The sequence below is a fragment of the Burkholderia seminalis DSM 23518 genome (assembly GCF_902832885.1).
GTDB lineage: Bacteria > Pseudomonadota > Gammaproteobacteria > Burkholderiales > Burkholderiaceae > Burkholderia > Burkholderia seminalis.
The window spans coordinates 15197-29037 of the sequence record NZ_CADFDK010000017.1; the positions used below are offsets into that span (position 1 = coordinate 15197).

Annotated in this window: 15 protein-coding genes; 13 read left to right on the forward strand and 2 right to left on the reverse strand. The window is 68.0% G+C overall.

The window, feature by feature from the left end:
* Window positions 1-55: 55 nt before the first annotated feature.
* From kdsD to HWX00_RS32125, 11 genes are all read left to right on the forward strand, one after another.
* The gene (kdsD, locus tag HWX00_RS32075) at window positions 56-1039 is read left to right on the forward strand and encodes an arabinose 5-phosphate isomerase KdsD (RefSeq protein ID WP_034189278.1); all 984 of its coding nucleotides are present in this window, start codon (window positions 56-58) and stop codon (window positions 1037-1039) included.
* Window positions 1039-1575: a KdsC family phosphatase gene (locus tag HWX00_RS32080; RefSeq protein ID WP_034189277.1), complete on the forward strand. Its 537-nt coding sequence runs from the start codon at window positions 1039-1041 to the stop codon at window positions 1573-1575. The genes kdsD and HWX00_RS32080 overlap by 1 nt, the downstream gene beginning before the upstream one ends.
* A gap of 3 nt (window positions 1576-1578) precedes the next feature.
* The gene (gene lptC / locus HWX00_RS32085; protein ID WP_034189276.1) at window positions 1579-2193 is read left to right on the forward strand and encodes an LPS export ABC transporter periplasmic protein LptC; all 615 of its coding nucleotides are present in this window, start codon (window positions 1579-1581) and stop codon (window positions 2191-2193) included.
* Window positions 2194-2213: 20 nt separating this feature from the next.
* Window positions 2214-2879, forward strand: coding sequence for a lipopolysaccharide transport periplasmic protein LptA (gene lptA, locus HWX00_RS32090; RefSeq protein ID WP_006483139.1), 666 nt, complete (start codon window positions 2214-2216; stop codon window positions 2877-2879).
* Window positions 2876-3652: an LPS export ABC transporter ATP-binding protein gene (lptB, locus tag HWX00_RS32095; protein WP_034189275.1), complete on the forward strand. Its 777-nt coding sequence runs from the start codon at window positions 2876-2878 to the stop codon at window positions 3650-3652. The genes lptA and lptB overlap by 4 nt, the downstream gene beginning before the upstream one ends.
* 171 nt (window positions 3653-3823) lie before the next feature.
* Entirely contained in the window at window positions 3824-5329 is a 1506-nt protein-coding gene (locus tag HWX00_RS32100; protein WP_034189274.1) for an RNA polymerase factor sigma-54, read from the forward strand.
* 158 nt (window positions 5330-5487) lie between these two features.
* On the forward strand, window positions 5488-5847 hold the full coding sequence (hpf, locus tag HWX00_RS32105) for a ribosome hibernation-promoting factor, HPF/YfiA family (protein WP_006477786.1): 360 nt from the start codon (window positions 5488-5490) through the stop codon (window positions 5845-5847).
* A 194-nt stretch (window positions 5848-6041) separates the two neighbouring features.
* The gene (locus tag HWX00_RS32110) at window positions 6042-6554 is read left to right on the forward strand and encodes a PTS sugar transporter subunit IIA (RefSeq protein WP_049034209.1); all 513 of its coding nucleotides are present in this window, start codon (window positions 6042-6044) and stop codon (window positions 6552-6554) included.
* A gap of 129 nt (window positions 6555-6683) precedes the next feature.
* Complete coding sequence (gene hprK / locus HWX00_RS32115; RefSeq protein WP_011353227.1) at window positions 6684-7652, forward strand: HPr(Ser) kinase/phosphatase; 969 nt, start codon at window positions 6684-6686, stop codon at window positions 7650-7652.
* A gap of 75 nt (window positions 7653-7727) precedes the next feature.
* Window positions 7728-8636, forward strand: coding sequence for an RNase adapter RapZ (rapZ, locus tag HWX00_RS32120; protein ID WP_034189273.1), 909 nt, complete (start codon window positions 7728-7730; stop codon window positions 8634-8636).
* A gap of 27 nt (window positions 8637-8663) precedes the next feature.
* Entirely contained in the window at window positions 8664-9299 is a 636-nt protein-coding gene (locus HWX00_RS32125) for an LON peptidase substrate-binding domain-containing protein (protein WP_034189272.1), read from the forward strand.
* Window positions 9300-9349: 50 nt separating this feature from the next.
* Here HWX00_RS32125 and mutY read toward each other — a convergent pair whose 3' ends face one another.
* On the reverse strand, window positions 9350-10456 hold the full coding sequence (mutY, locus tag HWX00_RS32130; protein ID WP_034189271.1) for an A/G-specific adenine glycosylase: 1107 nt from the start codon (window positions 10454-10456) through the stop codon (window positions 9350-9352).
* 24 nt (window positions 10457-10480) lie between these two features.
* A complete protein-coding gene (gene mutM / locus HWX00_RS32135; RefSeq protein WP_034189270.1) occupies window positions 10481-11308 on the reverse strand; it encodes a bifunctional DNA-formamidopyrimidine glycosylase/DNA-(apurinic or apyrimidinic site) lyase in 828 nt (275 codons plus the stop codon).
* A gap of 86 nt (window positions 11309-11394) precedes the next feature.
* On the opposite strand from mutM, the gene HWX00_RS32140 reads away from it, so the two are divergent.
* Together HWX00_RS32140 and lolB are read left to right on the forward strand one after the other, a co-directional pair.
* Window positions 11395-13218: a tetratricopeptide repeat protein gene (locus HWX00_RS32140; RefSeq protein ID WP_175028671.1), complete on the forward strand. Its 1824-nt coding sequence runs from the start codon at window positions 11395-11397 to the stop codon at window positions 13216-13218.
* Window positions 13218-13841, forward strand: coding sequence for a lipoprotein insertase outer membrane protein LolB (gene lolB, locus HWX00_RS32145; protein WP_034189268.1), 624 nt, complete (start codon window positions 13218-13220; stop codon window positions 13839-13841). Before HWX00_RS32140 ends, lolB begins: the two co-directional genes overlap by 1 nt.

Here is a 13841-nt window from a genome sequence, read left to right on the forward strand (position 1 = left end):
CGGACGAGTCCGAGGGCCCGGCGCGGCGAACAAACGCCTTTGCTATACTCCGCGCATGATAGCGAAAATCAATGATGATCGGGCGCTCGCGCTCGCCCGCGACGTACTCGACATCGAGGCGGACGCCGTGCGCGCGCTGCGCGACCAGCTCGACGGCGGCTTCGTCCAGGCCGTCGCGCTGCTGCTCGGCTGCCGCGGCCGCGTGGTGGTGTCCGGTATCGGCAAATCGGGGCATATCGCCCGCAAGATCGCGGCCACGCTGGCCAGCACCGGTACGCCGGCCTTCTTCGTCCACCCCGCCGAAGCCAGCCACGGCGACCTCGGGATGGTCACCTCCGACGACGTCTTCATCGGCATCTCCTATTCCGGCGAGTCGGAAGAACTCGTCGCGATCCTGCCGCTCGTGAAGCGGATCGGCGCGAAACTGATCGCGATCACGGGCCGCGCGGAGTCGAGCCTCGGGACACTCGCCGACGTGAACCTGAACGCCGCGGTCTCGAAGGAAGCGTGCCCGCTGAACCTCGCGCCCACCGCGAGCACGACCGCCGCGCTCGCGCTCGGCGATGCGCTCGCCGTCGCCGTGCTCGACGCGCGCGGCTTCGGCTCGGAGGATTTCGCGCGCTCGCACCCGGGCGGCGCGCTCGGCCGGCGCCTGCTCACCTACGTGCGCGACGTGATGCGCTCGGGCGACGACGTCCCGTCCGTCGGGCTCGACGCGACGCTGTCGGACGCGCTGTTCCAGATCACCGCGAAACGCCTCGGCATGACGGCCGTGGTCGACGCCGCCGGCAAGGTCGTCGGCATCTTCACGGACGGCGACCTGCGCCGCGTGCTCGCACGCGACGGCGATTTCCGCACGCTGCCGATCACCGACGTGATGACGCGCGACCCGCGCACGATCGCGCCGGATCATCTGGCGGTCGAGGCCGTGGAACTGATGGAGCGCCACCGGATCAACCAGATGCTGGTGGTCGATGCCGACGGCGCGCTGATCGGCGCGCTGAACATGCACGACCTGTTTTCGAAGAAGGTGATCTGATGAGCGCAGCGCTGACTGCGGCCGAACGCGCCAGCCGCGTGAAGCTGATGATTTTCGACGTCGACGGCGTGCTGACCGACGGCGGCCTGCTGTTTACCGCGGCCGGCGACACGATGAAGTCGTTCAATTCGCTCGACGGCCACGGCGTGAAGCTGCTCGGCGAAGCCGGTATCGCGACCGCGATCATCACGGGCCGCCGCTCGGAGATCGTCGCGGCGCGCGCGAAGGAAATGAAGATCGCGCACCTGTTCCAGGGCGTCGAGAACAAGCTCGCCGTGTTCGCCGACCTGATCGCCTCGCTCGGCCTCGCCGCCGACGCATGCGGCTACATGGGCGACGACTGGCCCGACCTGCCGGTGATGCTGCGCTGCGGCTTCGCGACGGCCCCCGCGAATGCGCACCCCGAGGTGATCGCCCGCGCGCACTGGGTGGCCGAGGCCCGTGGCGGCCAGGGCGCCGTGCGCGAAGTCTGCGACGCGATCCTGCGCGCGCAGCGCCGCTACGACGCGCTGCTCGCGGCGGCCTGCGGAGCCTGACGGATGAATACGCATTTCCGCTGGACCCAGCTGCTGCCGCTCGGCGCGGTCGCCGCGCTCGCGGGCGTCACGTGGTGGCTGCTGCAGGCCACGCTGCCGCCGCCCGGCGAGGGCACCGTGCAGCCGAAGCGCCACACGCCCGACTATTTCGCGGACAACTTCTCGGTCACCGAGCTCGACCAGTCCGGCTCGACCCAGTACCGGCTGACGGCCGCGAAGCTGATCCACTACGAAGACACCGAAAGCAGCGACCTGACCGATCCGGCCATGCGCGCGTTCCAGCCCGGCAAGCCGGTCGTCACGACCACCGCGAAGCGCGGCACCGTCAACGGCGACGTGTCGATCGTCGATTTGTACGACGATGCCCGCATCCTGCGCGCGGCCGGCGGCGGCGATCCGCAGATGCAGGCCGATTCCCAGCATTTCCGGATCTTCGTCAATGACGATGTGATCCAGACCGAAAAGCCGGTTAAACTTCAGCGCGGCCTGTCGCTCGTCAACGCGACCGACGGCATGAAGTACAACAACGTCACCCGGGTCATCGAGCTCTACGGCAACGTGCGCGGCACGATTGCCGCCGCGGACACGTCCGGCGGCTCGAAAGGTCAACCCAAGTGACGCATCCCTCACGTGACTGCATGAACGAACCGTTCCCTCGACAGATTTCCGGCGGCGCTGCGCGCGCCGTCCGCGCCGCGCTTGCCGCGACGCTCGTGGCGCTCCCGCTGGTCGGGCTGGCGCCGCTCGCCCATGCCGAGAAGGCCGACCAGAACAAGCCGATCAACGTCGAGGCCGACAACCTGACCTATGACGACCTGAAGCAGGTCACGGTCGCGACCGGCAACGTCGTGATCACGAAGGGCACGATCATCATCAAGGGCGATCGCGTCGAAGTGCGCCAGGACCCGGAAGGCTATCAGTACGCCACCTCGTTCGGCAGCGGCAAGAAGCACGCGACGTTCCGCCAGAAGCGCGAAGGCCTCGACGAATACATCGACGGCGACGCCGAGCGCATCGACTACGACGGCAAGCAGGACCTGACCACGCTCACGACGGCCGCGACCGTGCGCCGCCTGCAGGGCACGTCGACCGTCGCCGATACCGTGCACGGCAGCGTGATCACGTACGACGGCCAGCGCGACTTCTACACCGCGAAGGGCGGCAAGGACGTGGCCGCGCCGGGCAACCCGAACGGCCGCGTGCGCGCGATGCTGTCGCCGAAGAACGGCGGCCCCGCGCCGCTGAACGGCGCGCCGGCGAAGCTGTCGCCGTCGACCACGATCCAGGGAGCGCCGGGCCAATGAACGCGCTACCGAACCGCCAGCCTGCCGGCACCACGAGCTCGCTCGTCGTCCGCAACCTGAAGAAGCGCTACGGCTCGCGCACGGTCGTCAAGGACGTGTCGCTCGACGTGAAGAGCGGCGAGGTCGTCGGCCTGCTCGGCCCGAACGGCGCCGGCAAGACCACGTCGTTCTACATGATCGTCGGCCTCGTGCCGCTCGACGCGGGCGAGATCTCGCTGAACGGCAGCTCGATCAGCCTGCTGCCGATCCACAAGCGCGCGTCGCTCGGCCTGTCGTACCTGCCGCAGGAAGCGTCCGTGTTCCGCAAGCTGACCGTCGAGGAAAACATCCGCGCGGTGCTCGAACTGCAGCACGGCGAAGACGGCAAGCGGCTGTCGAAGGACGCGATCTCGTCGCGCACCGAGGCGCTGCTCGACGAGCTGCAGATCGGCCATCTGCGCGAGAACCCCGCGCTGTCGCTGTCGGGCGGCGAACGGCGCCGCGTCGAGATCGCCCGCGCGCTCGCGACCAACCCGAACTTCATCCTGCTCGACGAACCGTTCGCCGGCGTCGACCCGATCGCGGTGCTCGAGATCCAGAAGATCGTCAAGTTCCTGAAGCAACGCAACATCGGCGTGCTGATCACCGACCACAACGTCCGCGAAACGCTCGGCATCTGCGATCACGCGTACATCATCAGCGACGGCTCGGTGCTCGCCGCCGGCGCGCCGAGCGAAATCATCGAAAACGAAAGCGTGCGCCGCGTGTACCTCGGCGAACACTTCCGCATGTAACTCCCCTCGTGGCTGGCTGCACCCCGCCCGGCATCGCCGCGCGGGGCCGCGCCCTGCTTTGCATCCACGCCCCGCGGGCATGCCCGCGGCCGGGCGGCGCGCCGCGCGTAATCGCGGATGGCTCAATGCGCCTGGGTCGTGGCAAACTGCCGGTATGACTCCCTCCTTGCCATGAAAGCCAGCCTTCAACTCCGCCTGTCGCAACACCTGGCGCTGACGCCGCAGCTGCAGCAGTCGATCCGGCTCCTGCAGTTGTCCACGCTCGAATTGCAGCAGGAAGTCGCGATGGCCGTCGCGCAGAACCCGCTGCTCGAGAACGACGACGAATGGATCGCGAGCCCGCTGCGTGTCGCGGCGGACGGATCGCTGATCGCGCAGACGCCGCCCGCGCAGAACACCGAGCCGGCCTCGGCAAACGGCAGCAGCACGTCCAGCGATCGCGCGGAGCGCGACGAGCCGGCCGGCGCCGACGACTACGACGGTTACGGTTCCGGCGACGGCAACGACGGCCCGCAATGGAATCTCGACGAATTCGGCCGCGCGAGCGGCGCGTCCGACGACGACGACCTCCCGCCGCTGCAGGTGCAGGAAGCCGCGACGTCGCTGCGCGACCACCTGTCCGCGCAGTTGCGCGTCACGCAGGCCGGCCCGCGCGATCGCGCGCTCGTGATGTTCCTGATCGAGTCGCTCGACGACGACGGCTACCTGACCGCGACGCTCGACGAGGTGCTCGCCGACCTGCCGCCCGAGCTGGAGATCGACTGCGACGAACTGAACGCGGCGCTCGCGCTGCTGCACAGCTTCGACCCGCCCGGGGTCGGCGCGCGCTCGGCGTCCGAATGCCTGAAGCTGCAGCTGCTGCGCCTCGATCCGTCCCCGACGCGCACGCTCGCGCTCGAGATCGTGTCGCAGCACCTCGAACTGCTCGCGGCCCGCGATTTCACACGGTTGCGCAAGCACCTGAAGGCGAGCGACGACGCGCTGCGCGACGCGCATGCGCTGATCCGCTCGCTGGAGCCGTTCCCCGGCGCCGCGTACGGCAAGGCCGAGGCCGACTACGTCGTGCCCGACATCATCGTGAAGAAGGCCGGCCAGGGGTGGCTCGCGGAACTCAATCCGGAGGTCGTGCCGCGCCTGCGGATCAACAACCTGTACGCGAACATCCTGCGCAACAGCCGCGGCGATCCGTCGGCCGGTTCGCTGAAGCAGCAGCTCCAGGAAGCGCGCTGGCTGATCAAGAATATCCAGCAGCGTTTCGACACGATCCTGCGAGTCGCGCAGGCTATTGTCGAGCGTCAGAAGAATTTCTTTGCGCACGGTGAAATTGCCATGCGCCCCTTGGTTTTGCGGGAAATAGCTGATACGCTGGGCCTACACGAGTCGACTGTCAGCCGTGTGACAACCGGGAAGTACATGCTGACCCCGTTCGGGACGCTGGAATTTAAGTACTTCTTCGGATCTCACGTTTCGACCGACACCGGTGGCGCCGCCTCGTCGACCGCCATCCGAGCCCTCATCAAGCAACTGATAGGAGCTGAAGACCCAAAATCGCCACTTTCGGACAGCCGCATTGCCGAGCTGCTGGCAGAACAGGGTTTCGTGGTCGCGCGCCGCACGGTTGCGAAATATCGCGAAGCCCTCAAGATCCCGGCAGTGAATCTGCGCAAGTCTCTTTAAGCCTGCTGCCTGCCCGGCGGCAGGCGTGTTCCGGCCACCGCGCACACGGGGAACAGGCCGGGCGACTTGTCCGCGATATGCCGCCTCGTGCGGCAGGGGCAAGTCGACCGGAGCGCCGCCTCGATGCGGCCGGGTGGTCACTCGCTTGGAGAAGCACTATGAACCTGAAGATCAGTGGACATCATCTCGAAGTCACGCCTGCCATTCGCGAATACGTGATCACCAAGCTGGACCGGGTGCTACGGCATAGCGATCAGGTGATCGATGGCACTGTGATCCTCTCGGTCGACAACCACAAGGAAAAGGACAAGCAGCAGCGCGCGGAAATCAACCTGCACCTGAAGGGCAAGGACATCTTCGTCGAAAGCGCGAACGGCAACCTGTACGCTGCGATCGATTTGCTGATCGACAAGCTGGATCGCCAGGTCGTCAAGCACATGGAGCGCCTGCAAACGCACGCGCACGACCCGATCAAGCTTCAACCGTCGATCGACCAGATCGAACTGCCGCCGCAATAACCTTACCGCAACACGCACGCCGCCCGGTTCGCCGGGCGTTTTTTTTGCGACTCCGCGCAGGGGTGCAACCGGTCGGTCCGGGCTGCGCCACGCACGCGGCTGTGCTCTATAATGTTCCGGTTATCGCCGGGGGGCGCTGGGTGCGGTAGCTGCGTTGCAGGTTGCCGATGCCACATGCCTTGATATCGCCGAACATGGAAAATCAGTCTGCCGCAGCAAGGAGACCCCAGGCCGCCCAATCGCCTGCCAACATGAATCGCCTAGCCAAAATCCTGCCCATAGAGAACGTCGTCATCGACCTCTCAGTCACCAGCAAGAAACGCGTCTTCGAACAAGCCGGGCTGATGTTCGAGAATCAGAACGGCATCGCCCGCAGCATCGTCACGGACAACCTGTTCGCGCGCGAGCGCCTCGGTTCGACCGGGCTCGGCGAAGGGGTCGCGATTCCGCACGGCCGCATCAAGGGTCTCAAGCACCCGCTCGCCGCGTTCGTCCGCCTCGCCGATGCGATCCCGTTCGAAGCGCCCGACGGCCAGCCGGTCGGCCTCCTGATCTTCCTGCTCGTCCCCGAGCAAGCCACCCAGCAGCACCTCGAGATCCTGTCGGAAATCGCGCAACTGCTATCCGATCGCGACGCGCGCGAGCGTCTGCACAACGAAACGGATATCGCCGAGTTGCATCGCCTGCTCACTCAGTGGCAACCTTGAGTTGATCCGGGCGGAATATTTTCCGGTACGCGGCGGCACACGCCGCCGTCCAGGGCCGCCCGGCGCCGGCTCGGCATGGCGACGCCCGTCGCCGCGCGCATGCACCGGCTCATTGGAGTGACGAGAGTCATGGATACGTCCAGCATCAACGCCCAGAGCATCTTCGACGACAACGCGGCCACGCTGAAACTGAGCTGGCTGACGGGGCATGAAGGCTGGGAGCGCGGCTTTTCCGCCGACACGGTCGGCAATGCGACCTCGAGCGCCGACCTCGTCGGCCACCTGAACCTGATCCACCCGAACCGGATCCAGGTGCTCGGCGAGGCCGAAATCGACTACTACCAGCGGCAGACCGACGAAGACCGCTCGCGCCACATGGCCGAGCTGATCGCGCTCGAGCCGCCGTTCCTCGTCGTCGCCGGCGGCGCCGCGGCCCCGCCCGAACTCGTGCTGCGCTGCACGCGCTCGTCCACCCCGCTGTTCACGACGCCGATGTCGGCCGCCGCCGTGATCGACAGCCTGCGGCTCTACATGTCGCGCATCCTCGCGCCGCGCGCGACGCTGCACGGCGTGTTCATCGACATCCTCGGGATGGGCGTGCTCCTGACCGGCGATTCGGGCCTCGGCAAGAGCGAACTCGGCCTCGAGCTGATCAGCCGCGGCCACGGCCTCGTCGCCGACGACGCGGTCGATTTCGTCAGACTTGGCCCCGATTTCGTCGAAGGGCGCTGCCCGCCGCTGCTGCAGAACCTGCTCGAAGTGCGCGGCCTCGGCCTGCTCGACATCAAGACGATCTTCGGCGAAACCGCCGTGCGGCGGAAAATGAAGCTGAAGCTGATCGTCCAGCTCGTACGGCGCCCCGACGGCGAATTCCAGCGCCTGCCGCTCGAAAGCCAGACCGTCGACGTGCTCGGCCTGCCGATCAGCAAGGTCACGATCCAGGTCGCGGCCGGCCGCAACCTCGCGGTGCTGGTCGAGGCGGCCGTCCGGAACACGATCCTGCAGTTGCGCGGAATCGACACCTTGCGCGATTTCATGGATCGGCAACGACTCGCGATGCAGGATCCCGACAGTCAGTTCCCCGGCAAACTGGTGTAACCCGCACGCGCCGGCCGCGCAACGCCGACGCGTCGAGCCGGTGCTATGATGAAACGTCAGGATTCACTGCTTCCCATGCGCATCGTCCTTATCACCGGCATCTCCGGCTCAGGCAAGTCCGTCGCGCTGAACGCGCTCGAAGACGCAGGCTATTACTGCGTCGACAACCTGCCGCCGCACGTGCTGCCCGAACTCGCCCGCTACCTCGGCCAGAACGGCCAGCGCCGGCTCGCGGTCGCGATCGACGCGCGCTCGAGCGCGTCGCTCGACGAAATGCCCGGCCTGATCCGCGAACTGTCGGGCGAGCACGACGTGCGCGTGCTGTTCCTCAACGCCAGCACCCAGGCGCTGATCCAGCGCTTCTCCGAAACGCGCCGCCGCCATCCGCTGTCCGGCTCGCTGTCGCACGATGCGGACGTCGGCCTGCTGTCGTCGCTCGAGGAAGCGATCGAGCGCGAGCGCGACCTCGTCGCGCCGCTCGCCGAATTCGGCCACCAGATCGATACGAGCACGCTGCGCGCGAACGTGCTGCGCACGTGGGTCAAGCGCTTCATCGAGCAGAAAGACAACGACCTGATGGTGATGTTCGAGTCGTTCGGCTTCAAGCGCGGCGTGCCGCTCGACGCCGACCTGATGTTCGACGTGCGCGCGCTGCCGAACCCGTACTACGACCACGAGTTGCGCCCGCTCACCGGGCTCGACCGGCCGGTCATCGCCTTTCTCGACGCACTGCCGATCGTCCACCAGATGATCGACGACATCCATGCGTTCCTGATGAAATGGCTGCCGCACTTCCGTGATGACAACCGCAGCTACCTGACCGTCGCCATCGGCTGCACGGGCGGCCAGCATCGCTCGGTGTTCATCGCGGAAACGCTCGCCGCGCGCCTCGCGCACGAGGCGAACGTGATCGTGCGGCATCGTGACGCGCCAGTGGATGTCGACGCGTCGTCGCGGCTCGTCTCCGAGGTCGCCCGACCCTAGCGACACCCGCTCCCTTGTCAGCGCGCCATGTCCTCCCTATCGACCACCCTGATCGACCTGCCGCTGTTTCCACTGCACACGGTACTGTTTCCGGGAGGCCTGCTCCCGCTCAAGGTGTTCGAGGCGCGCTATCTCGACATGTCCCGCGCGTGCCTGCGCGATAACTCACCGTTCGGCGTGTGCCTGCTGAAGAGCGGGCCCGAAGTCGCGCAGGACGGTGCCGTGTCGGTGCCCGAGACCATCGGCTGCATGGCGCGCATCACCGAGTGCGATACCGGTGAATTCGGGATGCTGTATCTGCAGGCGGTCGGCACGCAGCGTTTCGAGCTGCTGTCGTATCGCGTCGAAGGCAACGGGCTGCTGGTCGGCATCGCGGAGCCGCTGCCCGACGACATCCCGCTCGAAGGCGAGCAGACGCTCGCGCAGTTCGGCTCGTGCGCCGAGGTGCTCGAGCGCATCATCAACGCGCTGAAGAAGTCCGATCCGGAGAAGATGCCGTTCGGCGAACCGTTCCGCCTCGACGATCCGAGCTGGGTGTCGAACCGCCTCGCGGAACTGCTGCCGCTCGACCTGCGGGCGCGGCAGAAGCTGATGGAGTTTCCGGACGTCGGCGCACGCATCGACGCCGTGCACCACGTGCTCGACCGGCACGGCTGGCTTTAGGCGGCTTCGGCCCGGCGCGTTCCCGGGCGCGCGGCGCCCTTTCCCTTTCGTTACAGCAGCGGCCCGCTCAGTGCGTCGAGCAGCTTGCGCACGGGCGCCGGGACGCCGTACGCATCGAGCCGGCTCAACGGCACCCAGGCGGTATCCGCGTCGCGCGCGGACGAAGGCAAGCCGCCGCCGTCCGCGATATCGCTCAGCCGCGGTTCGATCTCGAGCCGGAAATGCGTGAAGGTGTGCGTGAGCGGGGCGAGCGGCACCGTGCCGCCGCCGCCGAAACCGCGCGCGAGTTCCGCGAGCGCGGCGTCGCCGTCCGCTTGCGGCAGGCTCCACAGTCCGCCCCAGATCCCGGTCGGCGGGCGGCGCTCCAGCAGCACGGCATCGCCATCGCGCAGCACGAGCATCCAGGTCCTGCGCGTCGGCACGGCCTTCTTCGGCCGCGCGGCCGGCAGTTCGCGCTGGCGGCCCGTCGATTGCGCGACGCAGTCGCCCGCGAACGGGCAGCGCGCGCAATCGGGCTTGCCGCGCACGCACAGCGTCGCGCCAAGATCCATCAGCCCCTGCGTGTAGGCACTCACGTCGGCCGCGTTCGCGGCATCGGGCAATAGCGATTCGGCGAGCGCCCACATGTCGTTCTCGACCCGCTTCTCGCCCGGAAACCCCTCGACGCCGAACACGCGCGCGAGCACGCGCTTCACGTTGCCGTCGAGAATCGTCGCACGCGCGCCGTAGGCGAACGACGCGATCGCGGCAGCCGTCGAGCGGCCGATGCCCGGCAGTTCGGCCAGCGCGTCGGGCGTCGCCGGAAACGCACCGCCGTGTTCGGCGACGACGACCTGCGCGCAGCGATGCAGGTTGCGCGCACGCGAGTAGTAGCCGAGCCCCGCCCACAGCGCCATCACGTCGTCGGCCGGGGCGGCGGCGAGCGCCGCGACGTCGGGGTAGCGTTCGAGAAAGCGCGTGTAGTACGGAATCACGGTCGACACCTGCGTCTGCTGCAGCATGATTTCCGACAGCCAGATCCGGTACGGATCGCGGGTGTTCTGCCACGGCAGGTCGTGGCGGCCGTGCTCGCGCTGCCACGCGACCAGGCGCGTGGCGAACGTGCGGTGCAGCGGCGTGACGGGGAACGGAGCGGGGGCGATGCGGGGCGGCTTCAAGTTATCTAATCGTGAAAAAAGGTTTCAACGCTGGCAGGTCGGACAGAAATAGGTCGACCGCTGGCCCTGCACGATCTGGCGGATCGGCGTGCCGCATACGCGGCACGGCTGGCCCGCCCGGTCGTAGACGAAGCAGTCGAGCTGGAAGTAGCCGCTTTCGCCGTTGCTGCCGACAAAATCGCGCAACGTGCTGCCGCCGCGCTCGATCGCGTCGGCAAGTGTCGCGCGCACCGCGTCGGCCAGCCGCTCGTAGCGCGGCAGCGAGACCTTGCCGGCGGCCGTCGTCGGCCGGATGCCGGCGCGAAACAGGCTCTCCGACGCATAGATGTTGCCGACGCCGACGACCATGTCGCCCGCGAGCAGCGCCTGCTTGACCGACACCGTGCGGCCGCGCGTGCGCGCGTGCAGCAGCGCGCCGGTGAACGCCGGCGAGAACGGCTCGACGCCGAGGCTCGCGAGAAGCGGATGCGCGTGCACGTCGCCTGCTTCGCGCGGGTGCCACAACACGGCGCCGAAGCGGCGCGGGTCGCGGAACCGCAGCACGAATTCGTCGAAGATCCAGTCGATATGGTCGTGCTTCGCGGCGACCGGCACGCCGGCCGCGGGCAGCACGCGCAGCGTGCCCGTCATGCCGAGATGGACGATGAACCAGCCGGCGTCGACCTCGAACAGCAGATACTTGCCGCGACGCTCGACGGCGAGCACCTCGCGCGCGCGCAACTGCTCGGCGAGCCCCGCCGGCACGGGCCAGCGCAACATCTCGGTACGGACGTCGACACGCTCGACGCGGCGGCCCGCGACAAAGGGCTCGATGCCCCGGCGCGTGACTTCGACTTCTGGCAACTCTGGCATGTTTTACGGGTCTGAGGCTGGATTCACGATCGTGCGTGTATTGTAGCGAGCGCGTTACAATCGGTTGAAACATCGAACGGATTTCCATGACTCTGCCCTCGAAGCTGCTTCAGAAGCGCCCCGCCGCCGTGCGCGGCGTGCGCGCCTTCCCGGTCCGCCGTGCACTCGGCGCCGCGCTGTTTGCCGCCTGGACCCTCACCGCCTTCCCGGCCCACGCGCAGGATCCGGCATCGGACGACGCGGAGCCGCAGGGTGCGTTCGAGCATGTGATGCCGGACGAGCGGAAGAATCTCCCCGGCGTGCCGCTGACGAGCCAGATCGTCTACCAGGTGCTCGCCGCCGAGGTCGCGCTCCAGCGCAACCAGCCGGCGCCCGCCTACCAGACCTACCTCGCACTTGCCCGCGACACGCGCGATCCGCGCATGGCGCAGCGCGCGACCGAGATCGCGCTCGGCGCGCAGAGCCCGGCCGACGCGCTGTCCGCCGCGAATCTGTGGCGCCAGTACGCGCCGGATTCGAACCGGGCGTCGCAGGTCGATGCCGCGCTGCTGGTGCTCGCCGGCAAGCCGGCCGACGCGCAGCCGATGCTCGCGCGCGAGCTGGCCCGCGCGACCGGCGAGACGCGCGGCCCGGCGATCCTCGCGCTGCAGGCGCTGCTCGTGCGCGGCCCCGACCGCGTCGGCGGCCTCGCGGTGCTGAAGGACATGCTGAAGAACGACATGAACCGCCCCGAGGCCCAGCTCGCGATCGCACGGCAGCAGCTCGCGGTCGACGACAAGGACGGCGCCGCGCAGTCGCTGAAGCAGGCGCTGGCGCTGCGCCCCGACTACCTGCCGGCGGCGCTGATGCTGTCGCAGATGGGCCCGGCGGAACGCGCGGCCGGCATCGCCTCGTTCGAGAAGTATGTTCAGCAGAATCCGAAGTCGCGCGATGCGCGGCTCGCGCTGTCGCAGCTGTATCTCGCCGACGACCGCCTCGACGACGCGCAGAAGCAGTTCGAGACGATGCGCAAGCTCGACGCGAAGGATCCGACGCCGCTGATGGCGCTCGCGCTGATCAAGATCCAGCAGAAGAAGCTCGACGAAGCGACCGCCTACCTGAAGCAGTACGTGCAGCTCGGCAACAAGCAGCCGAACCTCGACGTCGGCCAGGGCTACATCTACCTCGCGCAGATCGCGATCGACCAGAACAACGACGCGCAGGCGTCGCAATGGCTCGACAAGGTCGACCAGACGAGCCAGCACTACCTGCCCGCGCAAATCACGCGCGCGCAGCTGCTGCAGAAACAGGGCAAGACCGATGAGGCGCGCAAGGTGCTCGACGACCTGCCGATCACCGATCCGCGCGACGCGGCCGTGGTCGCGCGCACCGACGCGTCGATCCTGTTCACAGCGAAACGCTATCCGGAAGCCGAGGCGCGGCTCGGCCAGGCGGTCCAGGACTTCCCCGACGATCCCGACCTGCGCTACGACTACGCGATGGCGGCCGAAAAGACCGGCCACTACACGACGATGGAAAAGCAGTTGCGCGAGCTGATCCGCACGCAGCCCGACAACCCGCAGGCGTACAACGCGCTCGGCTATTCGCTGGCCGACCGCAACCAGCGCCTGCCCGAAGCCAGCAAGCTGATCGACAAGGCGATGGCGCTCGCGCCGAATGACGCGTACATCATGGACAGCCTCGGCTGGGTGAAGTACCGGATGGGCGACACGGCCGGCGCGACGAAGGTCCTGCGGCGCGCGTACGAACTGCAGCCGAACGCCGAAATCGGCGCGCACCTCGGCGAAGTGCTGTGGAAGAGCGGCGCGCAGGACGACGCACGTTCCGCATGGCGCGACGCGCAGAAGCTCGAACCCGACAACGAGACGCTCGTGCAGACGCTGAAGCGCCTCCAGATCAACGGCCTCTGATGCGGATGTTCCCGACGCTTTCCCTGTTCTCCCGCGCGCAGCGCACGCTGGCCGCGGCCGGCGCGGCGCTCGCGCTCGCCGGCTGCGCGAGCACGCCGCCGTCGGCCAGCGCGCCGGCGACCGGCGCGGTGCTGCAAACGGCCGCGTCGCATGCTTACCACGGCCGCTTCGCGGTGCAGTACGACGACCGTCTCGGCAAGCAGCAGCACGTGTACGGCAACTTCGACTGGCAGGAACACGGCGACGACGTGTCGCTCGAGCTGCGCAGCCCGCTCGGCCAGACGCTCGCGATCGTGAAATCGACGCCGCAGGCAGCCTCGCTCGAACTGCCGAACCGTCCGACGCAATACGCGCCGGACGTCGGCGACCTGATGCAGAAGACGCTCGGCTTCGAACTGCCGCTCGCCGGCCTGCGCTACTGGCTGCTGCCGACGGCCGCGCCCGCGACACAGGCGGAAACCGTGCGCGACCCGGCCGACGGCACGCGCGTCAAGCAGATCCGCCAGGACGGCTGGACGATCGACTACCTTGCCTACGCGGACGCCCCGGCCACGGGCGTCAAACGCGTCAACCTCGTGCGCGCGACACCGCCGCTCGACATCAAGCTCGTGCTCGACCAGTGA